Consider the following 22,766-nt stretch of genomic DNA (forward strand, 5'->3'; position numbering starts at 1 on the left):
GAAGGGCGGGGACATCGGCTGGGGCGCTCCTCTCGGCAAAACTGCGACTTAATTGCAGTCTCGGAGGGGGTCTCCGAGAATAACCGCAGGTAGAAGGCTTGTGGCTTCTCGGTGCGCTGCAATTAACCCGCAGTTTTTGCCGAGAAGGGCCGCCTTGCCGTCGCGCCCCCACCGCCCCGGCCGCAGCCCCGCCGTCGCCTCGTCGCCGCGGCCACCCCGCTCCCGCAGTCGTCGCGCTGTCGCCCTGGGCTACAATCGACACCATGGACAACCTCTTCACCAACATAGAGCGCTACAAGCGCACGATGAACGCCCCTCTCGCCGCGCGCATGCGCCCCCAGACCCTTGACGAGTACGTGGGCCAGACCGACGCCGTCGGCCCCGGCAGCTGGCTTCGCACCGCGATCGAGCATGACACGCTGTCGTCGGTGATCCTCTACGGGCCGGCCGGCACGGGCAAGACCACGCTGGCGCACATCATCGCCAACACGACGCACGCGGAGTTCGTCGAGGTTTCGGCTATCACGGGGACGGTCAAGGACCTTCGCCGCGAGATAGACGCCGCCGAGAGCCGCCTGCTCTCCCTTGGCCGCCGCACGATTCTCTTCGTGGACGAGATACACCGCTTCAACCGCTCGCAGCAGGATGCGCTGCTGCATGCCGTCGAGGACCGTACCGTGGTCCTGGTGGGAGCCACCACCGAGAACCCCTATTTCGAGGTGAACTCGGCGCTGCTCTCGCGCTCGCGCGTGGTTGAGCTCGAGCCTCTCGACGACGAGTCCATCCGGACCATCGTTCGCCGCGCGGTGACCTCGGAGTACGGCCTCAAGGGCGCCTTCACACTCGACGACGACGCCCTCGAGGAGATAGTCACCCTTGCCGGCGGCGACGGTCGTGCGTCTCTCACCTCACTTGAACTGGCAAGCCAGATGGCAGCTCCGGCTGGTACCGCCACGCCGGAGGAGCCCGTGCGCATCACGTGCGATCACGTTCTGGAGGCAAATCCTCGCCGTGGCCTGCCTTACGACAAGTCTGGCGACATGCACTACGACATCATCTCCGCCTTCATCAAGTCCATGCGCGGAAGCGATCCCGACGCCGCGCTCTACTGGCTGGCGCGCATGATCGACGCGGGCGAGGACATCAAGTTCATTGCGCGCCGCATCTTCATCCTCGCGTCAGAGGACATCGGCAATGCGGATCCGCAGGCGCTTCTCGTCGCCGAGGCCGCATTCAAGGCGACCGAGGTCATTGGCCTTCCCGAGTGTCGGATCAACCTTGCGCAGGCTGTCGAGTACATGGCCCTGGCGCCAAAGTCGAACGCTGCGGAGGCGGGGATAGATGCCGCCCTGAAGGAGGTCCGCGAGGGTCCGCGCCGAGAGGTGCCCAGCTACCTGCGCGACAGGCGCCGCCCTGGCTCGGACGAGTACGGTCCCTACCTCTATCCTCACGACTATCCCGCGGGTTGGGTCGAGCAACGCTACCTGCCCGAGGGTCTTGAGCGCGGCGCGTTCTATCATCCCAGCCCCCGTGGCTGGGAGGCCTGGCGCGTCGAGGCCACGGCGCGTGACCGGGCGGGGCTTCAGCCCCAGCCGGCAGACGGCGGTGACCAGGACGTCACGGGCTCCGTGGCTACGGGCGAGAACGGCGCGGACGCCACCGGCGCCGATGCCGCCGGCACCGAGGACGCCTCGCGCGAGGAATAATCGCGGGCGGCTGCCGTTCGCCGCTTCTCGCGCTACCGTCTGGCTCTTCCGTCTGCCGTTTCAGCTTGCAGGACACGCCAGAAAAACGACAGGTTAGTACGGTTCCCCTCATTTGAGAGGTCATCGATTTGTAATGACTCTCGAGCAAGGCGCACCGATTGCGGTGCGCGGGATGGCTGGGCAGAGTCCGGCCAGAGGGGAAGGAACAAAGCATGAAGAAGCAGGTACTGGTTGCAGGTCTTCTTGCCGCAACGCTCTGCATGCCGCTTGCGGCGTGTGGCGGCTCGTCGACTTCGTCTGCCAGCTCGTCGTCCTCCACGACCACGAGCAGCACGAGCACAACGTCCAGCTCGTCGAGCGATAGCTCCAGCTCCGAGTTCGACGCCAACAAGGCCTACGCTGGTCAGTGGCGTGGCTCCGTCGAGATTACCGGCCAGACCGTCTATGGCACCGCCGGCGGCAGCGAGCAGATGCTCGACGTCAACCTTTCCGACGACGGCACCTGCGAGGTCAAGCCCCTCGAGGCTCACGCTGACCTCCTGACTGATACCGGCACCTGGGAGGGCACCGAGGACCAGATCACGCTGCACCTCTCGTCCAAGGACATCACGCTCAAGGTTGTCGACAAGAACACGCTTGAGGGTAACGCCGCAGACTTCGGCATCGCCGACTTCGACACCATCAACTTCGACTTCTACGGCTAATAGCCACATGAGACAAAGGGACAGTCCCTTTGTCTCATGGGCCACGTGGGCGGGCGTTGGGAGCGCCTCGCTCGTAGGTCTGACGTTAATCGCGGGAATTGCCACGGTCTTTTGACCGTGCGGAGGGAAGGCTGCGGCCCCCTGTGGGAGGGGGACCGCACGACAAGAGGAGAAGAGATATGCAAAGCAACCTGACGCGCAGGAACTTCCTGGCCGGTTCGGCTGCCGCGGCGGTGCTCGCAGGACTTGCGGGCTGCTCGACGGGTGGCTCCGCGACAAGCACGGACGCCGCGAACAAGAAGGGCAACGGCTACACCGAGACTGCGACGGACTTTGGCTACACCGTGGTCGACAACGGCGATGGCAAGCAGCTCTCGTATTCGCCCGATTCGGGCCTCAAGCTCATCGAGAAGGACGGCTACGCGTTCAAGGACTTCGAGGGCACGGGCGAGCTGGTTCCTTACGAGGACTGGCGTCTTACTGCCGAAGAGCGTGCTGAGGACCTCGCTGGCCGACTCTCCATCGAGCAGATTGCCGGCCTCATGTGCTTCTCGGGCCACCAGAGCAAGGTCGAAGAAGACTGCTCGGTGACCGACGAGCAGAAGCAGTTCCTTGATGGCAACGTTCGCGCAGTTCTCAACGCTGCATCCGCGTACCCTGCCTTCAAGCAGGCAACATGGGCAAACGCCATGCAAGCATATGTCGAGGCGTCCGACAACAAGATTCCAATCAACTTCTCGTCTGACCCCCGCAACGGTAAGAACTGCGTTGACTGGCCGGGCAACCTTGCTCTTGCCGCAACCTTTGATCCGGAGGTGGCAAAGAGGGCTGGTGCTGGCATCGCGCACGATCTGCGTCTCATGGGCATCTCCATGTTCCTTGGCCCCCAGACCGATGTCGCTTCCGATCCTCGCTGGACGCGTTTCTCGGGGACCTTTGGCGAGGACCCGGCGCTCTCGCGTGATACCTGCAAGGCATTCATTGACGGCATGCAGTCAACGACCGACGAGAATGGCAACGATCTGGGTTGGGGTAAGGACTCCCTTGCCGCCATGGTCAAGCACTGGCCTGCCGAGGCTCCCGGTGAAGGTGGACGAGAGGGTCACAAGGACGGCGGAAAGTTCGCCATTTATCCCGGCAAGAACTTCGAAGCCTGCATGATTCCGTTCGTTGACGGCGCCTTCAAGCTCGACGGCAAGACCGGCTGCGCGTCTTCGATCATGACCTCCTACACCATCGCCTTCGACGAGGATAACGAGTACGGCGAGCTGGTCGGCTCCGGATTCTCCGAGTACAAGGTTACCGAGCTTCTCCGCAACCGCTTTGGGTTTGCCGGTTCTGCGTGCACCGACTGGGCAGTCCTCAACGACCCTGGCGCAGGTATGGCTACCTGCTGGGGCCTCGAGGACACCAATGTCTGGACGCCGGCAAAGCGCGCATCCAAGTCCGTCTCCGTCGGCGTTGACCAGATGGGCGGCTGCAATGACCCCACACTTCTCGTCTCGGCGTACAACGACATGAAGGACGAGCTTGGTGAGGACAAGGCGAAAGAGAACTTCAAGAACTCCGCGAAGCGCCTGCTGCTCAGCTACTTCAACACCGGAATCTTCGAGGATCCCTACGTCAACGTCGATGACACGCGCTCCGAGGTCGACAAGGGCGATGACGCAACGAAGGAAGAAGCGCTTGCTGACCAGGTCAAGGGCATCGTAATGCTCAAGAACCATGGCAACGCCATCAAGGCTGGATCCGAGGGAACAAAGCCCAAGGTCTACGTTCCTATGAGGTTCTCCAAGTCCTTCGTCGGCGCTGGCTTCATGGGCGGCCGTGCCGAGACTCCGGCCTCGTGTGAGCTCCCCCTGTCGGAAGGCACACTCAAGAAGTACTTCGATGTCGTCACCGATACGCTTGCTGAGACCCTGACCGGTCCGGTGGACGAGAAGACTGGCAATGCGACGCCTACGCTCGACGATCTTACGCGCCTCACTGCTGCTGACATCGCGGACGTCGACTGCGTGCTCGTCTGCGCCAAGGCCCCGAGCAACGCAGACCCCAGATCCTCTCAGGATGCGGACGGCAACTACATCCCGCTCTCGCTGCAGTATCGTCCTTACACCGCCGACTCCGAGTATGTGCGCCAGACCTCGATTGCTGGCGATCCTGCCGACGGCTCCAAGTGGGCCGAGCACGAGACTGCCAAGGGTGTCGAGATCGAGAACCGCAGCTACTACGGCCGCACCTCCGACATCACCAACGAGTATCAGCTCGACCAGATTCTCGAGGCGGCGGCGCTCGCTAAGGAGGCCGGTAAGCCCTGCATCGTGATCCTCGACATCACGCAGCCGATGTGCGTCCACGAGTTTGAGCCTGAGGTTGATGCGATTCTTGTCTCCATGTCTGGCTCTACTGAGGCAGCGTGCCGCATTGTTGCGGGTCTCGACGAGCCCTCCGGCCTGCTTCCCATGCAGATGCCCAAGGACATGCTTGACGTCGAGAAGCAGCTTGAGGATGTCTCCCGCGACATGGAGTGCTACACCGATGCGGATGGCAACACGTACGACTTCGCCTACGGCCTCAATTACTCCGGAAAGATCTCGGACGATCGTACGAAGAAGTATGGTGTCGATCCTCTGACCAAGCTGGACGACTAGCCCCACCCTCCCTGCCCGGCCGCACTCTCCCTTGTGGTCGGGCAGGTCCCCTCGGGGATGAGGGGTTCCTAGTAGGGACGCGTCATTCTTCCTCCTAAATCCCAGCGCGTCCCAGCGACCGGGGTCGGCACCGCGCCGATCCCGGTTCGTGTGTCTTTGTGGCGGGGGCGTTCCTTTGGCGCCGGGATGACGCCGTAGAGCGGGTTTCGTATGCAGTCGGCAGGCGCCCGGTCAGCAGGCGCTCCGGCCGTTCAATGCCGGCCTGGGGATCTCCCCGGCCCGCAAAAGCGCACACCAAAACGACTGGTCACTACCAGCTTCCTGGGAAAACGCGCCTGGCGAGAAGCCCAGATCGTTTTCGTGTGCGCTTTTGCCCCAACCGGCTGCGGAGACGCGCCCTCTGGCGCCAGAACGGCGCCGAAGCGGCGGTTTCCGCAGCCTTCACGTCCCCCGTCTCTGCCTCGGCGTGTCGACATCCCGCCCCATCCGCTATGATGTCGCGCGGACAACATTCGCATCGCAGATAGGAACCTCACGCATGGGCAACGGTACTTCTAGGTCCACGGCGCACCGTCGCCGCGGTCTCTTCTCCAGTTTTCTCGGCTACTACGCCGGTCAGATGCATCTCTTCATCGCCGACATCATCTGTGCCATCGTCGTCGCCGGCATCGACCTCGCCTTCCCGCAGATCCTCCGCACGCTTACGGGAGGTCTCTTCCGGGAAGGTCCGGATGCTATCACCTCTGCGCTTCTCTACCTTCTCGTTGGCTTTGTCGTCATGTACGCCGTGCGCTTTGGGTGCCGCTACTTTGTGGCCTATTGGGGCCATGTCATGGGCGCGCGCATGGAGAGCCGCATGCGCGAGGACCTCTTTGACGCCTACGAGCGCATGAGCCTCTCGTTCTTTGACCGAAACAAGTCCGGCGACCTCATGAGCCGTCTGGTGAGTGACCTCTTCGACATCTCCGAGGCGGCCCACCACGGTCCGGAGTTCCTGCTCATCGGCTTCATCGAGGTCGTGGGCTCGTTCGTCATACTCTCGTTTATCAACGTGCCCCTCACCGCCTGCCTGGGTGTTGTTCTCGCCGTCCTCGTGGTCTACAACCTGCGCGCCAACCTCCAGATGAAGGCCGTCTTTCGCGAGAACCGCGTGCGCATCTCAAACGTGAACTCGCGCCTCGAGGACAGTCTTTCCGGCGTGCACGTGGTCAAGAGCTTTGCCGCCGAGGACGTGGAGCGCGAGAAGTTCCGCGAGAGCAACGAGGCCTACCTTGACTCCAAGGTTCGCATGTATCGCGCCATGGGGCGCTACCAGGCCGGGATTGCCGCGCTCATGGGCATCCTCTACACGCTCATCGTGGTGATGGGCGGTTGGCTCATCTCCCAGGGCCAGATGGAGGCCACCGACCTCGCCACCTACGCCCTCTACATTTCGCTCTTCACCGCGCCCATCGAGAACATCCTCAACTTCACCGAGACCTTCCAGAAGGCCATCGCCGGTTTCCGCCGCTTCAAGGAGATGGTCGACTCCCAGCCCGAGATCGAGGACGCCCCCGGCGCGCCGGCGCTCAAGGTAACCGAGGGCGCCATCTCGTACCACGATGTCCACTTTGCGTATGAGGACGGGGAAGGCAAGGGCGCTGGCGAGAACCCCGAGGTCATTCGTGGCCTCAACCTGGACATCCGCCCCGGCGAGACCATTGCCCTGGTGGGGGCGTCCGGCGGCGGCAAGTCCACCACCTGTGCGCTTCTCCCGCGCTTCTACGACGTTGATTCCGGCTCCATCACCATCGACGGACAGGACGTGCGCTCGGTCACGCAGCGGAGCCTGCGCGAGGCCATTGGCATTGTGCAGCAGGAGGTCTATCTCTTTGACGGAACCATCGCCGAGAACATCGCCTACGGCAACCCGCACGCGACCATGGCGCAGATAGAGAGCGCTGCCGAGAAGGCCAACATCGCGGAGTTCATCAAGACGCTGCCCGATGGCTACGAGACCCAGGTGGGGGAGAGGGGCACTCGACTTTCGGGCGGACAGAAGCAGCGTATCGCCATCGCGCGCGTTTTTCTCAAGAACCCGAAGATCCTCATCTTGGATGAGGCGACCTCGGCCCTGGACAATGAGTCCGAGCACGCGGTGCAGGAGTCGCTCGCGTCGCTCTCCCGCGGGCGTACGACCATCGTGATTGCGCATCGGCTCTCGACCATTAAGGATGCCGACGAAATCGCGACAATCGATGCCGGGCGCGTGGTCGAGCGGGGGACGCACGAGGAGCTGCTTGCACGCGGTGGCACTTATGCGCGGTACTACCGCATGCAGTTCGAGGGCACGCGCGCGTAGGCGCCGGGGGGGCGCGGCTGGCGCCAGGGGTTGCGAGGCCCCCGTCGGACAAAAGCGCACACCAAAACAATGGCGGGCTCTTCTCAGCGACGTTTTCCCAGGAAACTGGTAGTAACCGGTCGTTTTGGTGTGCGTTTTTTCGAGGCCCGGCTTCGTTCTGGGCAGAGAGAAGCGGGCTCCGGTGAGACCTTGGCGCCACAGGGCCAGTTATAGCAGCAACCCCGTACAAAGTCGCCGTTGTGGCGTCGCCCCGCCATGCCGCGCATGCTCGGCGCGTCTCGCCATCCGACAGGTGTCTGGCAGGCGACCAAGTCCATCCAAACGGGTAGAATGTCGGCGTACGTGTGGTGCGCCGCGCCCGACAACACAAGGGGGCGTCGCAGGAGAAGGGACACAAGATGAGTCCTCTGGACATAGCCCTTGTCGTGCTTGTCGTTGTTGCCATCTGGGCCGTGGTCGAGCTCGCGCTCACCATCCGTAAGGCGCGCGCCTCGGTCGATGAGGTTACTACCTCGGCAAACGAGACCATCGCGCAGGTGCAGCCTATCATTGCCAAGGTGGACGGCATGGTCGACGACCTTGACCCTGCCATGAAGCAGGTCAACCCGCTCCTCATCAAGGCCGGGGAGACCATCGACGGTGCCACCCAGAGCCTCGACAGCCTCAACACCATCCTGGGCGACGTCTCCACGGTTACGGGCACGGCCTCGGCCGTGACGGACACGGTGAGCAAGGGCGTCGCGGGAGCTGCCGGTGCCGTTGCCGGCGCAGTCTCCAAGCTCGTGGGCAAGGGCGAGGCGCCCCAGGCACGCCTCGAGGAGGCCGTGAGCAAGAGTGACGAGAAGGTCGAGGAGAACCCCGACCGCGGCCAGCAGCGCGCCACCGCGTACGTGACCTACGCGCCGGTTGAGGTCGCAGACCCCGCTCCTGCCGCAGACCCCGCTCCTGCCGCAGACCCTGCCCCGTCCGCCGAGAAGCAGCCCCACAAACCCAAGCACGCCGCTCCCGTCTCCACCCCGGAGACCGCGGCAGATGGCGAGGAGAACAATGCCTAGTACCAGTATCGTCAAGCTCAGCGTGCCCGCTGAGGCGCGCTTCGCCCGGGCGGTCCGCATGACCGCCTCCAACCTTGCCGTCTGCTGTGACATGAGCGTCGACGACGTCGAGGACGTACGTATGGCCGCCGAGGAGGGCTTTGTCTACGCCTGCGCAACCAGGCCTGCCACCTGCGACATCGTCTTTGGCCTTGCGCCCGACGGCATGACCGCGGATTTCTCCCTTGGTGACGAGGACCCCGACGAGGCCACCGACCCTTCCGGCGAGCCCCAGCCCATCGACCTCGTCGAGGTGCTTCTCGGCGCCGTGTGCGATGACTTCAACATCTCGGAGGACGGTCGCACGCTGCACCTCTCCAAGAGAATGGGCGTGCAGCATGCCTAGCGCCAGCACCACGAATGCGCAGGAGGCTGCGAACACAACGGGCAGCGTGACGGAGACCGAGGAGGAGCGCTCCGCGCGCGAGGCCTCGGAGGCGCGTGCCGAGAGGGCTCGCCACCGCTCGCTCCACCGCACGCCAAAGGGCAAAGCCGCCTGGGATAAGGACCGCACGCGCGAGCTCTTCCGCCAGTACAAGGCAACGGGAGACCCCGATGTCCGCGACCAGCTCATCGTGAGCCACCTCAACCTCGTCCGCTTCCTCGCGTCAAAGTTCAAGAACAGGGGAGAACCCCTGGACGACCTCATCCAGGTGGGCACCATCGGACTCATCAAGGCCATCGACCGCTTCGACCCGTCGCGCGGCCTCGAGTTCACCACCTACGCCACCCCAACCATCCTGGGCGAGATAAAGCGCCACTTCCGTGACAAGGGCTGGTCGGTCCGCGTGCCAAGGCGCCTGCAGGAGCTCTCCGCCAAGGTCAACCAGGCCAACGACGAGCTCACCAACGAGCTCTCGCGCAGCCCCTCCGTCGAGGAGATCGCCAAGCGCGTGGGCGCGAGCGTCGACGACGTCCTTGAGGCCATGGAGTCCTCGAGCGCCTACAGCTCCGTGCCGCTCGAGGGCGGCGGCTCCTCGGATGACGACGACGCGCCCTCGGTCATCGACCACTACGCCACCGAGGACGAGGACCTCGCCGCGTCAGACGACCGCATCGTCCTCGAGGACGCCATCCGGGGCTTCTCGCCGCGCGAGAAGGACGTCATCCGCATGCGCTTCTTTGAAGGCATGACGCAGGTCGAGATTGCCCAGCGCCTGGGTATCTCGCAGGTGCAGGTCTCGCGCCTCCTGCGCCGCACGCTCCGTCGCGTGCAGGACAAGATCGACCCAGAGGGCCTCATGAGCAAGTAGCGTCTCGTGGCACTTCTTGTGGCTACGGACACGGCGCCGGGGCTGCGGCCTCGGCGCCGCTTTCTGTCCGTCGGCGTTGCTCGCCCGTCATCCGCCAACGGCCTTCTCGCCCCACCTTGCTACAATGTGGTGTTCGACAGTGAGGGGAGCGCAGGTGGGAAACAAGGACGCTGACGAGAAGTACGCCACCTGGCGCAGGCGGCTGGTGGTCGCCTGGGCAATCGTGGGCGCCATCGCCGTCTTCGTGCTCGCCGTTCGCGGACTCTCGACGATCGGCGACGCCGTCGAGCTGCTGCTCATGGGCATCATCATCGGCTTCATCTGCAGCCCCATCACCAATGCGCTTGAGGACCGTCATGTCCCAAGGGCGCTCGCGGCACTCGTCTCGCTTCTTGTGGTGCTCGCGGTGCTCGCGGCCGTCATCGTGGTTCTCGGCGGCACCTTTGTCCAGCAGTCCGTCGAGGTGCTTCGCCAGGTCCCCAGCTACGTGCGAAGCATCCAGGATGCCCTCTCCAACTTCTGGGAGAGCTACGGCAGCTCGGACAACGAGCAGCTCCAGAACATGGTGAACTCCCTTGTCCAGACCGTCTCGTCCGCTGGCAGCTCCATGGCGTCCGACACGGTGCGCCAGCTCTCGAACGGCGCCGTCACGGGGCTCTTCGATACCCTGGACAACCTTGTGAACTTCTTCCTAGCGCTTATCCTTGCGTATTGGTTTGCCAAGGACTACCCCGTGATCGCGCGCGAGCTTGCCATGATCGCCGGCCCCTCTCGCAAGGATGACATGACGTTGCTCCTTGCCGTCATGAGCCGCTCCATGGGCGGCTACATGCGCGGGCAGCTCATCTGCTCGTTCATCAACGGCGTTGCCGTGTGGCTTGGGCTTACTTTTCTCGGCCACCCCTACGCGGGCCTCATCGGCATCATCACGTTCTTCATGCACTTTGTTCCCGTGATCGGCCCGTTTGTCTCGGCGGCGCTTGCCACGCTGCTTGCCCTCTTCGAGAGCCCCTGGCTTGCGCTCTGGTCGCTCCTGGTGATGGTGATTGCGGCAAACGTGACGGACAACGTCATCTCGCCGCTCATCATGCGCTCGGCGGTCAAGATCCATCCCGTCCTCTCCATCGTGGGCATCGTGATAGGCAACTGCCTGGGCGGCATCGTGGGCATGGTCCTCGCCATCCCGCTCACGGCCGCCATCCGCGGCGTCTTTGTCTACTACTTCGAGACGCGCACCAAGCGTCAGCTTGTCTCCGAGGACGGGGCGCTCTTCCAGAGCACGCCGCACCGCGATGCCCAAGGCAACGTGGTAGCCGTCTTTGATGCCCTTGACGACGAGAAATTCTTCGAGAGCACGCGCCTCGTGACCTCATCAGCTTGGTCGCGAGCACGCGATGCCGCAAAAACCGTAAGCAATGACCATGAAAACGCTGTGTACGCGGCCGATATGAGTAAAAATAGGAACGTTGCAACCAACAAGCAGGACGATGGCAAAGCTGGTTCCGCGGCCAGTTCCCAGGCGTCGTCCACAGACGAGGAGAGACATGAGCGCGTCTGACTACAAGACCATGACCACGGCAGAGATCCGCGAGGACTTTCTCACCTTCTTCCAGGGCAAGGGCTGCAAGCTCTACCCATCCTCCTCGCTTGTGCCAGATGATCCGTCGCTGCTTCTTGCCAACGCCGGCATGAACCAGTTCAAGGAGTACTACCAGGGCACCAAGACCATGAAGGAGATTGGCGCCTGCTCCTGCCAGAAGTGCCTGCGCACCAACGACATCGACAACATCGGCGACGCACGCCACCTCTCGTTCTTCGAGATGCTGGGCAACTTCTCGTTTGGCGGCTACACCAAGGCCAACGCCATCGAGTGGGCCTACGAGTTCATCACCTCGCCCGAGCACCTCGGCCTCCCCAAGGACCGCCTCTACATGACCGTCTTCAAGGACGACGAGGAGGCCATCGAGCTCTGGCACAAGCAGGGCGTCCCCTACGACCACATCTCGCGCCTGGGCGAGGAGGACAATTTCTGGGCGGCCGGCCCCACCGGCCCCTGCGGCCCCTGCTCCGAGATCTACTTTGACCAGGGTCCCGAGTTCGAGGGCGAGAAGCCCGGAGACGACGGTGACCGCTACCTCGAGTTCTGGAACCTCGTCTTCACGCAGTACGACCGCCAGGAGGACGGCTCCATGCCGGAGCTCCCGCACCGCAACATCGACACCGGCATGGGCCTCGAGCGCATCGCTGCCATCATGCAGCACGAGGGCTCCAACTACGAGGGCGACATCCTGCGCACCCTCATCGGCGTGGGCGAGGGCCTCGCGGGCGTGCGCTACCACGACTCCGCGACCACCGACAAGAGCCTGCGCATCGTTGCCGACCACTCCCGCGCCGTCACCTTCATGATCGGCGACGGCATCCTGCCTTCCAACGAGGGCCGCGGCTACGTGCTGCGCCGTCTGCTTCGTCGCGCCGTCTACCACGGTCGCCTCATGGGCATCAAGGGCCAGTTCCTCAACACCTACGCCCACGAGGTCACGCGTCTTCTCGGCGACACCTATCCCGAGCTCGTTGAGCAGCAGGCGCTGATCGACGGCATCATCAACGCCGAGGAGGAGCGCTTTGGCGCGACCCTCGACAACGGCGAGGAGCAGCTCAAGGCCGAGCTCTCCCGCCTCGGCGAAGGCGAGCCCCTCTCGGGTGACGTTGCCTTCACCCTGCACGACACCTACGGCTTCCCCATCGACCTCACCCGCGAGATTGCGGGTGCGGCTGGCCACTCCGTTGACATGGACGCGTTCGACGCCGCCATGGAGGCCCAGCGCGAGCGTGCCCGCGCCACGGCCAACCGTGACGCGTGGGGCAAGGCCAACAACGTCTGGGTCGCCCTTTCCGACAACCTCCCCGCGACCGAGTTCGATGGCTACGACCACGACGAGCTCTCCGGCTGCGAGGTCGTCGCCATCGTCCGCGACGGCGAGTCGGTTCACGAGGCCGCCACGGGCGACCAGGTGGAGCTCGTGCTCGACCGCACGCCGTTCTACGGCGAGATGGGCGGCCAGGTGGGCGACACCGGCATCGTGGGCCCCGCTCGCGTGACCAACACGCTGCACCACGAGGGTGGCCTCGTGGGCCACGTGGCCGAGGTCACCGACGGCGCCATCTCGGTGGGCGACCGCGTGACCGCCGTGGTCGACCACGGTCGCCGCGAGCTCATCCGCCGCAACCACACCGCGACGCACCTGCTCGACGCCGCCCTCAAGAAGGTCCTGGGTGACCACGTGAGCCAGGCCGGCTCGCTTGTGGCGCCCGACCGCCTGCGCTTCGACTTCACGCACTTCGAGGCCATGACCAAAGACGAGCTCGAGCGCGTCGAGGGCATGGTCAACGCCGAGATCTTCGCTGCCGAGCCCATCGTGACCGAGGTCATGGGCATCGACGAGGCCAAGGCCTCGGGCGCCGTGGCGCTCTTTGGCGAGAAGTACGGCGAGCGCGTGCGCGTGGTCTCGACGGGCAGCTCCGACAAGCCCTTCTCGCGCGAGCTCTGCGGCGGCACCCACGCGCGCAACACCGCGGACCTGGGGCTCTTCAAGATCGTCTCCGAGAGCTCCGTGGGATCCAACGCCCGCCGCATCGAGGCCGTGACCTCGATGGGCGCAATCGAGTATGTTGACGAGAGGCTCGCGCTCATGGATGAGGCGGCGGCTACCCTCAAGTGCCGTCCCGCCGACCTGCCCGAGCGCGTCTCCCAGATGCGCGACGAGCTGCGCGAGGCCAAGCACAGCATCGGCGTGGCCAAGGGTGCCGCCTCGGGCGACGTCGTGTCTGCCGCACTGCGCAACGCTGCCGACCTTGGTGCCTATCGTTGCGTTTTCGCCAAGCTCGATGGCATCTCTGGCAAGGACCTGCGCTCCGTTTGGGATTCCATCCGCGACGGAGCCAAGGGCGAGCCCGTCGCCTGCGTCGTGGCCTCCACCACGCCCGACGGCAAGGTGGCGCTCCTCGCCGCCGGCACCGAGACCGCGGTTGCCGCGGGCTTCTCGGCTGGCAACATCATCAAGCAGATCGCCGGCTTCGTGGGCGGCCGCGGCGGCGGCAGGCCCAACATGGCTCAGGCCGGCGGCTCCGACGCCTCCGGCATCGCCGCTGCCCTGGACGCAGCCAAGGCTGCCCTTGGGGCATAGGTGCGAGCCCTGGCGCTCGACATTGGCGAGACACGCGTCGGCGTGGCGGTGAGCGACTCCCAGGGTCGTATCGCCACGCCGGTGTGCGTGCTTCCGGCGGCCGAGGTCTCCTCGGTCGCGCGCAGCTTCCGCAGGGTGCTGGAGGACTGGGAACCCGAGGTTCTCGTCTGCGGGCGCCCGCTTACGATGGCGGGGGAGGAGGGGCCCCAGGCACAGCGCGTCCGCGCAGTGGCCGAGCGCATTGCCGCCGCAACGGGCCTGCCCCTCGAGTTTGAGGACGAGAGGCTCTCCTCCGCAGAGGCCAAGCGCATCCTGCGCGAGCAGGGGCTTTCCGAGAAGTCCATGCGCGGCAAGGTAGACATGGTCGCCGCGTCGCTCTTCTTGCAGGCCTGGCTTGATGCTCGACAGGCGCAACCTACCGTCTGAGAGGCAAACGACATGCCCACGAACAACCAAAGCAACCAAAGTCCGCATCGCCGCGCGGCGCACTTCCGCACCGATGCGACTCAGCAGGGGACGGGTGCCTCTCCGCGCACCCAGGCGCAGCCTACCCCCATGCAGGGCCGCCCCGCGGCTCGCATGAGCACTCCTGCGCCGGGGTCTACCGGTGCTATCGGTGGCACGACGAGCCACCTCTCGGCGCGGACCGCCGCAGCAACCAGGCGTGCCCGTGCGAACGGCTCGCCGCGCCGCGGCTCTGGGGGCGGGCGTGGCAACGGCCCCAAGGGCGTCGCCATCCTTGTGGCCGTTCTCGCTGGCGTTGCGGCCTTTGTCGCCCTCTTCTTCGTGCTCGTGCTCCCCAGGCTTAGCCAGGGTTCCAACACCAACGAACCGCAGGTAGCAGCCGGACAGGAGGTCGAGGTTACCATCCCCGACGGTTCGAGCACCGCGAACATCGCCTCGATTCTCCAACAGGCCGGCGTCATCTCGGACTCCTCGGCCTTTGTGCAGGAGGTCCAGAAGCAAAACGCCGACCAGAAGCTCAAGAGCGGCACGTACTCGCTGCTCACGGGCTCGTCCGTCTCGAACGTGATTGACCAGCTCATGGCAGGTCCCAACTCTACCGCCTCGACCCTGCAGGTGCCCGAGGGCTATACCGTGGCGCAGGTTGCCGCACTCGTTGAGGAGAAGTTCGGCATCTCCTCGAGCGACTTCATCGCCCAGGCCAAGGCATCCAACTACGTGGCGGACTACCCCTTCCTCTCCGAGGCGGCAAACGACTCGCTGGAGGGCTTCCTCTTCCCGAAGACCTACGATTTCGCCGGGCAGACCGTCACGGCAGACTCGATCATCCGTGCGATGCTCGACCAGTACCAGGCCGAGGTTGCCACCCTCGACCTCGACACCGCCCGGCAGACGCTCGAGGCGCGCTACGGCAGGTCCTTCACCAACTACGACGTGCTCACCATGGCTTCCATCATCGAGAAGGAAGCCCTGACCGACGATGACCGCCCGCTTGTCTCGTCTGTCTTCTACAACCGCATTGCGGCGAGCATGCCACTCCAGAGCGACGCGACGCTTGCCTACACGCTTGGTCGTGAGGTCACTGCAGACGACCTGACGCAGGACGACCCCTACAACACCTATACCAACATGGGGCTCACGCCCACGCCCGTCTGCAACCCAGGCCTGGCCTCTCTCACGGCTGCCGCCAACCCCGACGACACCGGCTACTACTACTTCTACATCACGAGCTCCGTGCACGCCTTCTCTGAGACGTACGAGCAGCACCAGCAGGTCATTGCCCAGAACTCGGGAGCGTGAGCGACATGTCCCGAGGGATTCTCTCGCCCTTCCGGGCCACGCGCTATGTTGCCTCGGTCGACCTCATCGATGTGGACGAGCTTGTTGCGGCCGGCGTGCGCCTTGTCCTTCTCGACCGTGATAACACCTGCGTCCCCAGGGACACGCATGTGGCGCCTCCCGCCGTCAAGGCGTGGCTCGAGCGCCTGCGCTCCGCGGGCATAGCAACGTGCATGCTCTCGAACAACTTCCACTCGGGCGAGGTCGCTGCCTCCGCGTGCGAGCTCGGCTGTCCCGTGGTGGATCATGCCATGAAGCCGGCGCCCTTCTCGGCATGGGTGGCCATGGCCCGCATGGGCGTGGGGCCCGAGCAGACTATCATCGTGGGCGACCAGGTCTTCACGGACGTCCTTGCCGGCAACCTTGCGGGCGTGCGCACCATTCTGGTGCGACCGCAGTCGCGCCGCGACCTCTGGTACACGCAGCTCTTCCGGTTGGGGGAGGCTGTCGTGTTGCGTGGTGTCGAGTTCGAGGGCGAGACCAGCGCTACGTCTGGCAGCAGTGGCGGGTGCTAGAATCGAGCGCGTCAGGTACGTACGGGAGCAAGGAAGAGCGAGTTTTGGGCGAGGGTTACGTCATCCACGAGGGCTGCGACCACATCTTCTTCGTGGGGTTTCTTGGCGCAGGCAAATCTACCCTCGCACGCAACCTGGGCAAGCTCTTCTGCCGGCCCTACGTGGACACAGACCAGATGGTCGAGCGTGCTCTGGGCATGAGCGTGTGCGACGTCTTTGCCTCGCGTGGCGAGGAGGGCTTTCGCGACGAGGAGACCCGGGTCCTTGAGGGGCTGGCTTCTCGCAAGTCGCTGCTTGTGAGCTGCGGCGGGGGAGTGGTCGAGAGGCCCGAGAACTGCGTGCTCATGCATCGCATGGGCGTGGTGGTCTACCTCGATGGCGACCTCTCCGACTCGCTGCGTCAGATGCGCTGCCCGGAGCGGCGGCCCGATTTGGGTGACGTCTCGCACGCGCAGGCGCTCTTCCGCCACCGTCGCCCGCTTTACCAGCAGGCGGCCGACATCACCATCGACATTCGAAACAGGACCTTCGAGCAGGTGGCCAGCGAGTCTGGACAGCTACTTTGGGAGAGGGGGCTTTTGTGAGCGACAACACTCAGGACGAGCAGCCAAACGGTGCCGAGAAGGACGATGGTCCCGTGCGCATCCGCGCAAAGCGCCAGTGGGTCAACCTCCGTGGCAACTCCCTTGACGCCCGAGTTGGCGATGACCTCGTTGGCACCATGGGCAATGACCTGCGCGCCTACGTTGGCAAGCCTCGTGCGGCTGCGCTGGCGTCCGTTCCCGAGGCGCCCGCAGACGTTGTGGAGGCCATCCGTCGCGGTCTTACGGACGTGGGCTTCCGCGTGCATATGCTTGACCTTCCGTCCGGACCGGAGGCCTCCTCGACTGCGGCTCTCGAGTCCGTGTACGAGGGACTTGCGGAGACAGGCGTGAACGGCGACGATGTCGCCGTTGCCGTGGGAGGCGTGCGTGCCCTTTCCACGGCGTCGTTCGCGTGCCACACGTGGTGCGGCGGTCTGACGCTTGCGCAGGTTCCGCTCGACCCGACCACCGCGCTTCTCGCCGGCGTGACCCCGCTTGCGCTTGACCTGCCTGGAGCGGAGCGGATGGTCACACAGGACGGAAGTGCCCGGTACGTGTACTGCGACCTCGACGTTGTGGATGGCACGCGCACCGACGAGGCAGCCCTTTTCGCCCGCGCGCTCTTTGTGACCAGCGCCATGGCAGACTCGGACAAGTCGTTTGGACGTCTCTTTGACCGCGCAAACGACATCGCCGCGCTTGACCGCGCTGCCATCTGCGACCAGTTGGTCGATTGCATGAAGAGCCGCGGCAAGATCATCTCGTCCACCTCGGTCGCCGTGCGGCAGTCCATCGACTACGGCACCACGTTCGTGCATGCGCTTCGCCCCCTGGTGGGTGAAGGCGTTCCCTCGTCGACCCTGCTTGCCGAGGGCATGCGCTTCTCGGCACGCCTTTCGGTGGCACAGGGTGGGCTCTCGGTGGATGACATGCTCACGCAGGACGAGCTGCTTGACCGGCTTGAGCTGGGCTACGTTGAGTGCTCGGTCGATCCCGCGGCTATGGCGGCCGCGCTCAAGGCCGAGCGCTTCCGTCGTTCGAACAAGTTCATGCTGGAGCTGCCGCGCTCGCTTGGCCGGGTGCGCCTTGCGGCCGTCGAGGACGACCAACTTGCCGAGCACGCTGTTGCGTGGTGCTCTGCCAGATAACACGGCTTCACTTCCGCCGCCCGCCATTCAGCGGGCGGCGCTACCAGTCACTACTGTCCGCATTACAAGGGAGAAGAGAGAAACATGGCTGATGCACACGCCTGCGCCGCACGCGTCGAGAGGTTCCGCGCGCTTATGGCCGAGAGGGGCTATGACGCGGTAATCCTTCGCAACAACCCCGACCTTCGCTGGCTCACCGGTGCCGAGCGCACCTTCGACGACGAGGTTGCCCACTCCGCCTTCGTGACCGCCGACGGCCTCTGGCTTCACACCGACTCGCGCTACTTTGGCACCTTCCAGAACCGCCTTGGCGCTGACACCCCCTGGAAGCTCGACATGGACATCGTTGCCCCCGCGTGGTGGGCGGCGCAGCGCATCCGCGAGACCCGCTCGCGCGTCGTTGCCCTCGAGGACACCTGTGACCTGGCGTTCTTTGACGCCCTGGGCGAGGAGTGCTCCAAGGCTTCGGTGGCCGTTCTCATGCCGCGCCTCCATGGCGACATTGCCAACCTGCGCATCGTGAAGGATGCGGAGGAGGTCGAGCTCATGCGTCACGCGCAGTCGATCACCGACGCGGCGTTCGAGCACATCTGCGGCTACATCAAGCCCGGCCTCACCGAGCAGCAGGTTCGTGCCGAGCTGGAGGGCTGGATGCTCTCGAACGGCGCCGACTCGCTCTCTTTTGACTCGATCATCGCTTCCGGCCCCAACGGTGCCAACCCCCACGCACAGCCTGGCGAGCGCGTGATTCAGCGTGGCGACATGATCGTGATGGACTATGGCGCTGGATACCACGACTACCACTCGGACATGACCCGTACGGTCTGCGTGGGCGAGCCCAGCGACCTCCAGCGCAAGGTCTACGAAGCAACTCGTGCGGCAAACGAGGCCTGCGAGGCCGCCATCCATGGGGGTGTTATTGGTCGCGAGATTCACGAGCTGGCGCACAAGGTCATCTGCGAGGCGGGCTTCCCCGAGTACTGCTTCGCGCATGGTCTTGGGCACGGTGTGGGCCTGGAGATTCACGAGCAGCCCATGTTCAACATGAGGAACGACAAGCCAATCCCTGCGGGCTCGGTGATTACCGTGGAGCCGGGCACGTACCTGCCCGGGCAGTTCGGCGTGCGTGTCGAGGACTTCGGCATCGTGACCGAGAACGGCTACGAGGTCTTCACCCAGTCTCCGCACGACCTGGTGTGCATCCCCTGCTAGTAGGGGGCGTTTTGCTCGAGTACGTTGGGCCCCTCTGGTGTCGGATTGACGCCAGAGGGGCCCTTTCGTACGGGGCTGCTGCAGGAACGCGCCTTGTGGCGCCAAAACGGCGCCGCAGCGGGGTTTCCAGCGGCGTCTCAGCCCAAAAAACGCACACCAAAACGACTGGTTACTACCAGCTTCCTGGGAAAACGCGCCTGGCGAGAACCCCGTATCGTTTTCGTGTGCGCTTTTGCCCCACCTATTGCGGGAACGAGCCCTCCGGCGCCAGAACGGCGCCACAGCGGCGACCTCGTACGCACTTGCTGCCAAGAGTCATCCTGTGGCGCCGCCGCCCCCAGCCCCGGCGAAATAATCGGTGAACGGTGTTAGGAGAAACTCCTACCTTGACCTTGGCATTCTCGCCATTTCCTCCTGGATTTGACCCTGCAGCCTACCGTTCGCCAACTTGTATGAACAACTATCTCGTTAAGGTTTTACTATTCATGCTGATAACTGGCGTCTCATGCAAATTTGCTTGACCAAGTTGATTTTTCCTAGGGTTGATTTCTCCACATTCGATAGTTATCTGTGTCCTATAATGTGAAGCCGATGTGAACGAGGCATGAAGGATGGGAGAAGATAACATGAACGCCTCTTCACATTTGACGCGTTTTCTGTTGGCGGTACGAGAGATGCGTAAGGAGGAAGAATGGTCAGTATCGTTCTAGCCAGCCACGGCAAGTTCGCCGAAGGGATCATGGAGTCCGGCCAGATGATCTTTGGGCCGCAGAAGGATGTTGCTGCTGTTACCCTGACGCCTGACATGGGTCCCGATGACCTCAAGGCGAAGCTGAAGGATGCCGTCGCATCGTTCGATGAGCAGGAGCACGTGCTCTTCTTCGTCGACCTTTGGGGCGCCACTCCATTCAACCAGGTCAACGGTCTGCTTGCGAGCGAGGGCCACGAGGACTGGGTCATGGTAACGGGTCTCAACCTGCCCATGCTGATCCAGGCCTACGGTGATCGCATGAGTGAGGAGTCCGCGGCTGCCATTGCCAAGGACGTCTTCACCGAGGCAAAGAACGGCATCCGCATCAAGCCCGAGGAGCTTGAGCCCAAGGAGGCTGCTCCCGCAGCTGCCGCAGCTGCTGCTGCCGCACCCGCGGGTGCCATTCCGGAGGGAACGGTCATCGGTGACGGACACATCAAGATCGTGTTCGCACGTGTTGACACCCGTCTGCTTCACGGCCAGGTTGCAACCACCTGGACCAAGGCGGCCAACCCCGACCGCATCATTGTCTGCTCCGACGGCGTTGCCTCAGACCAGCTCCGCAAGACCATGATTATCCAGGCGGCCCCTCCGGGAGTCCACGTACACGTAGTTCCCATCAAGAAGATCTGCGAGATCGCGAAGGACCCCCGCTTTGGCAACACTCATGCCATGCTTCTCTTCGAGACCCCGCAGGACGCCCTTCGCGCCATCGAGGGCGGCGTCCCCGTCAAGAAGCTCAACCTCGGTTCCATGGCCCACTCCGTGGGCAAGGTCGTCGTGACCAACGCACTCGCCATGGATCAGAACGACGTTGACACTCTCGAGAAGATCAAGGCCAAGGGCGTCGACTTTGACATCCGCAAGGTCCCAGCTGACAAGGCAGAGTCCTACGACGCCATCATCAAGAAGGCCGAGAGCGAGCTCGCCGCGCAGTCGGCCAACAAGTAGGGTTAAGGAGGGGTTATGTCACCAATTTCGATTCTGCTCGTTATCATCGTCGCCTTCCTGGCAGGCATGGAGGGCATCCTCGACGAGTGGGAGTTCCACCAGCCTCTGGTCGCATGCACGCTTATCGGCCTTGTGACGGGTCACCCTGCGGAGGGAATCCTCCTGGGCGGCTCGCTCCAGATGATTGCCCTTGGCTGGGCCAACATCGGTGCCGCCGTTGCTCCTGATGCGGCTCTCGCGTCCGTCGCCTCCGCCATCCTCATGGTCATCGCCATCAACGGCGGCTCCGACCCCAACGAGGCCATGACCACCTCCATCGCCGTCGCCGTGCCTCTGTCCGTCGCCGGCCTGTTCCTCACCATGGTCTGCCGTACCATCGCAACGGCTATGGTCCACGGCATGGACAAGTGCGCCGAGAACGATGACATGGCCGGTATCGAGCGCTGGCAGGTCATTGCCATCTGCATGCAGGGCGCCCGTATTGCCATCCCGGCTGCGGCCCTCTGCTTCATCCCCGGTGACGCCGTGACCGCGGCGCTCAACGCGATGCCCGCTTGGCTCTCCGGCGGCATGGCCGTTGGCGGCGGCATGGTCTGCTGCGTGGGCTACGCCATGGTCATCAACATGATGGCCACCAAGGAGGTCTGGCCGTTCTTCGCGCTCGGCTTCGTTCTCGCTGCCATCTCCCAGCTCACCCTTATCGCCCTGGGCGTCATCGGCCTCTCGCTCGCCTTCATCTACCTCGGCCTCAAGGAGTACGCCAAGCAGAATGGCGGCTCCGGTGCCGTGGGCTCCGGCGACCCGCTGGGCGACATCATCGACAACTACTAGGCTTGCAAGGGAGTGTGATTAGCAATGGCAGAAGAGATTCAGGAAAAGGGCGTCCACCTTACCAAGCAGGATCGCCTCGCGGTCTTCAACCGTCACCAGTACCTGCAGGGCTCGTGGAACTACGAGCGTATGCAGAACGGCGGCTGGTGCTACGCCATGATTCCCGCGATCAAGAAGCTCTATCCCAACAGGGATGACCAGATTGCGGCCCTGAAGCGTCACCTCGAGTTCTACAACACGCACCCGTACGTCTTCGCACCCGTCATCGGCGTCACCCTCGCCCTCGAGGAGGGCCGCGCCAACGGCGAGCCCATCGACGACGTCACCATCCAGGGCGTCAAGGTAGGTATGATGGGTCCTCTCGCCGGCGTCGGTGACCCCGTCTTCTGGTACACGGTGCGCCCGCTGCTCGGCGCCCTCGGTGCGTCTCTGGCACTGGGTGGCTCCCCGCTCGGCCCCATCCTGTTCTTCGTGCTCTGGAACGTCATCCGCCTTGCCTTCCTCTGGTACACCCAGGAGGCTGGCTACCGCGCTGGTGCCGACATCTCCAAGGACCTCTCGGGCGGCAAGCTTGGCAAGATCACTGAGGGCGCTTCCATCCTCGGTATGTTCGTCATCGGCGCCCTGGTCGAGCGCTGGGTGACCATCAGCTTCAAGCCGGTTGTCTCCACGATCCAGCAGCAGGCCGGTGCCTACATCGATTGGTCGACCATCACCGGCGACGCCGAGGGCATCAAGAACGCCCTCACGCAGTACTCTGCGCTCGGTGCCAACGGCCTTGACCAGATGAAGGTCACCACCCTCCAGCAGAACCTCGACTCGCTGATCCCCGGCCTCGCCGCCGTGGCCCTCACGCTGTTCGTGTGCAAGCTGCTGAAGAAGAACGTCTCGCCGATTGTCATCATCCTCGCCCTCTTTGGCGTGGGTATCCTCGGCCGCCTCATCGGGCTGCTCTAGGCTTCTCTCCCCGGATTTCCGGGCGTTGCGCCAACGAGAATGGCGCGCACTGTGGGCCGCACCCTGCTACGCTGATGGGGT

Annotated in this window: 18 protein-coding genes; all 18 read left to right on the forward strand. The window is 64.1% G+C overall.

From position 1 onward, the window contains the following. The first annotated feature begins 263 nt into the window (after positions 1-263). The 18 genes from BMX94_RS04660 (at position 264) to BMX94_RS04745 (ending at position 22,685) form a co-directional block, all read left to right on the forward strand. On the forward strand, positions 264-1,706 hold the full coding sequence (locus BMX94_RS04660; protein ID WP_091004280.1) for a replication-associated recombination protein A: 1,443 nt from the start codon (positions 264-266) through the stop codon (positions 1,704-1,706). 212 nt (positions 1,707-1,918) lie between these two features. Further along, the gene (locus BMX94_RS10600) at positions 1,919-2,410 is read left to right on the forward strand and encodes a hypothetical protein (RefSeq protein WP_091004283.1); all 492 of its coding nucleotides are present in this window, start codon (positions 1,919-1,921) and stop codon (positions 2,408-2,410) included. A 179-nt stretch (positions 2,411-2,589) separates the two neighbouring features. Then, complete coding sequence (locus tag BMX94_RS04670) at positions 2,590-5,061, forward strand: glycoside hydrolase family 3 N-terminal domain-containing protein (RefSeq protein WP_091004286.1); 2,472 nt, start codon at positions 2,590-2,592, stop codon at positions 5,059-5,061. Between the two features lie 538 nt (positions 5,062-5,599). Next, positions 5,600-7,402, forward strand: a complete 1,803-nt coding sequence (locus BMX94_RS04675) for an ABC transporter ATP-binding protein (protein WP_091004288.1) — start codon at positions 5,600-5,602, stop codon at positions 7,400-7,402. Between the two features lie 398 nt (positions 7,403-7,800). After that, positions 7,801-8,457: a DUF948 domain-containing protein gene (locus BMX94_RS04680; RefSeq protein ID WP_091004291.1), complete on the forward strand. Its 657-nt coding sequence runs from the start codon at positions 7,801-7,803 to the stop codon at positions 8,455-8,457. Then, positions 8,450-8,842 carry an ATP-binding protein gene (locus BMX94_RS04685; RefSeq protein ID WP_091004294.1) on the forward strand — a complete coding sequence of 131 codons (393 nt, stop codon included), beginning with the start codon at positions 8,450-8,452 and terminating at the stop codon, positions 8,840-8,842. The genes BMX94_RS04680 and BMX94_RS04685 overlap by 8 nt, the downstream gene beginning before the upstream one ends. Next, a complete protein-coding gene (locus BMX94_RS04690; RefSeq protein ID WP_091004297.1) occupies positions 8,835-9,749 on the forward strand; it encodes a SigB/SigF/SigG family RNA polymerase sigma factor in 915 nt (304 codons plus the stop codon). The genes BMX94_RS04685 and BMX94_RS04690 overlap by 8 nt, the downstream gene beginning before the upstream one ends. A 154-nt stretch (positions 9,750-9,903) precedes the next feature. Further along, the gene (locus tag BMX94_RS04695) at positions 9,904-11,307 is read left to right on the forward strand and encodes an AI-2E family transporter (protein ID WP_177171328.1); all 1,404 of its coding nucleotides are present in this window, start codon (positions 9,904-9,906) and stop codon (positions 11,305-11,307) included. Beyond that, positions 11,294-13,933: an alanine--tRNA ligase gene (alaS, locus tag BMX94_RS04700; protein ID WP_091004302.1), complete on the forward strand. Its 2,640-nt coding sequence runs from the start codon at positions 11,294-11,296 to the stop codon at positions 13,931-13,933. Before BMX94_RS04695 ends, alaS begins: the two co-directional genes overlap by 14 nt. Beyond that, entirely contained in the window at positions 13,934-14,359 is a 426-nt protein-coding gene (gene ruvX / locus BMX94_RS04705) for a Holliday junction resolvase RuvX (RefSeq protein ID WP_091004305.1), read from the forward strand. It begins immediately after the preceding gene. A 12-nt stretch (positions 14,360-14,371) separates the two neighbouring features. Continuing rightward, positions 14,372-15,697: an endolytic transglycosylase MltG gene (mltG, locus tag BMX94_RS04710; protein ID WP_091004308.1), complete on the forward strand. Its 1,326-nt coding sequence runs from the start codon at positions 14,372-14,374 to the stop codon at positions 15,695-15,697. A gap of 5 nt (positions 15,698-15,702) precedes the next feature. Then, entirely contained in the window at positions 15,703-16,251 is a 549-nt protein-coding gene (locus BMX94_RS04715; RefSeq protein WP_091004312.1) for a YqeG family HAD IIIA-type phosphatase, read from the forward strand. 44 nt (positions 16,252-16,295) lie between these two features. Then, positions 16,296-16,835, forward strand: a complete 540-nt coding sequence (locus tag BMX94_RS04720; protein WP_091004314.1) for a shikimate kinase — start codon at positions 16,296-16,298, stop codon at positions 16,833-16,835. Further along, the gene (locus BMX94_RS04725; protein ID WP_091004316.1) at positions 16,832-17,983 is read left to right on the forward strand and encodes a hypothetical protein; all 1,152 of its coding nucleotides are present in this window, start codon (positions 16,832-16,834) and stop codon (positions 17,981-17,983) included. Before BMX94_RS04720 ends, BMX94_RS04725 begins: the two co-directional genes overlap by 4 nt. Positions 17,984-18,067: 84 nt before the next feature. Beyond that, positions 18,068-19,195 (forward strand): M24 family metallopeptidase, encoded by a 1,128-nt coding sequence (locus BMX94_RS04730; RefSeq protein WP_091004319.1) that lies wholly within the window; start codon positions 18,068-18,070, stop codon positions 19,193-19,195. A 691-nt stretch (positions 19,196-19,886) separates the two neighbouring features. Continuing rightward, positions 19,887-20,897 (forward strand): PTS sugar transporter subunit IIB, encoded by a 1,011-nt coding sequence (locus BMX94_RS04735; protein ID WP_091004322.1) that lies wholly within the window; start codon positions 19,887-19,889, stop codon positions 20,895-20,897. Between the two features lie 15 nt (positions 20,898-20,912). Then, complete coding sequence (locus BMX94_RS04740; protein ID WP_091004324.1) at positions 20,913-21,728, forward strand: PTS mannose/fructose/sorbose transporter subunit IIC; 816 nt, start codon at positions 20,913-20,915, stop codon at positions 21,726-21,728. Between the two features lie 24 nt (positions 21,729-21,752). Beyond that, positions 21,753-22,685, forward strand: coding sequence for a PTS system mannose/fructose/sorbose family transporter subunit IID (locus tag BMX94_RS04745; RefSeq protein WP_091004327.1), 933 nt, complete (start codon positions 21,753-21,755; stop codon positions 22,683-22,685). Positions 22,686-22,766 lie beyond the last annotated feature (81 nt).

It is taken from the genome of Olsenella sp. KH3B4, assembly GCA_900111695.1.
Classification (GTDB): Bacteria; Actinomycetota; Coriobacteriia; order Coriobacteriales; family Atopobiaceae; genus Tractidigestivibacter.

Excerpts from the sequence above, each read along its gene's own strand:
- BMX94_RS04660 (WP_091004280.1), top strand. The coding sequence starts at position 264 with ATGGACAACCTCTTCACCAACATAGAGCGCTACAAGCGCACGATGAAC.
- BMX94_RS10600 (WP_091004283.1), top strand. The coding sequence starts at position 1,919 with ATGAAGAAGCAGGTACTGGTTGCAGGTCTTCTTGCCGCAACGCTCTGC.
- BMX94_RS04670 (WP_091004286.1), top strand. The coding sequence starts at position 2,590 with ATGCAAAGCAACCTGACGCGCAGGAACTTCCTGGCCGGTTCGGCTGCC.
- BMX94_RS04675 (WP_091004288.1), top strand. The coding sequence starts at position 5,600 with ATGGGCAACGGTACTTCTAGGTCCACGGCGCACCGTCGCCGCGGTCTC.
- BMX94_RS04680 (WP_091004291.1), top strand. The coding sequence starts at position 7,801 with ATGAGTCCTCTGGACATAGCCCTTGTCGTGCTTGTCGTTGTTGCCATC.
- BMX94_RS04685 (WP_091004294.1), top strand. The coding sequence starts at position 8,450 with ATGCCTAGTACCAGTATCGTCAAGCTCAGCGTGCCCGCTGAGGCGCGC.
- BMX94_RS04690 (WP_091004297.1), top strand. The coding sequence starts at position 8,835 with ATGCCTAGCGCCAGCACCACGAATGCGCAGGAGGCTGCGAACACAACG.
- alaS (WP_091004302.1), top strand. The coding sequence starts at position 11,294 with ATGAGCGCGTCTGACTACAAGACCATGACCACGGCAGAGATCCGCGAG.
- mltG (WP_091004308.1), top strand. The coding sequence starts at position 14,372 with ATGCCCACGAACAACCAAAGCAACCAAAGTCCGCATCGCCGCGCGGCG.
- BMX94_RS04715 (WP_091004312.1), top strand. The coding sequence starts at position 15,703 with ATGTCCCGAGGGATTCTCTCGCCCTTCCGGGCCACGCGCTATGTTGCC.
- BMX94_RS04730 (WP_091004319.1), top strand. The coding sequence starts at position 18,068 with ATGGCTGATGCACACGCCTGCGCCGCACGCGTCGAGAGGTTCCGCGCG.
- BMX94_RS04735 (WP_091004322.1), top strand. The coding sequence starts at position 19,887 with ATGGTCAGTATCGTTCTAGCCAGCCACGGCAAGTTCGCCGAAGGGATC.
- BMX94_RS04740 (WP_091004324.1), top strand. The coding sequence starts at position 20,913 with ATGTCACCAATTTCGATTCTGCTCGTTATCATCGTCGCCTTCCTGGCA.
- BMX94_RS04745 (WP_091004327.1), top strand. The coding sequence starts at position 21,753 with ATGGCAGAAGAGATTCAGGAAAAGGGCGTCCACCTTACCAAGCAGGAT.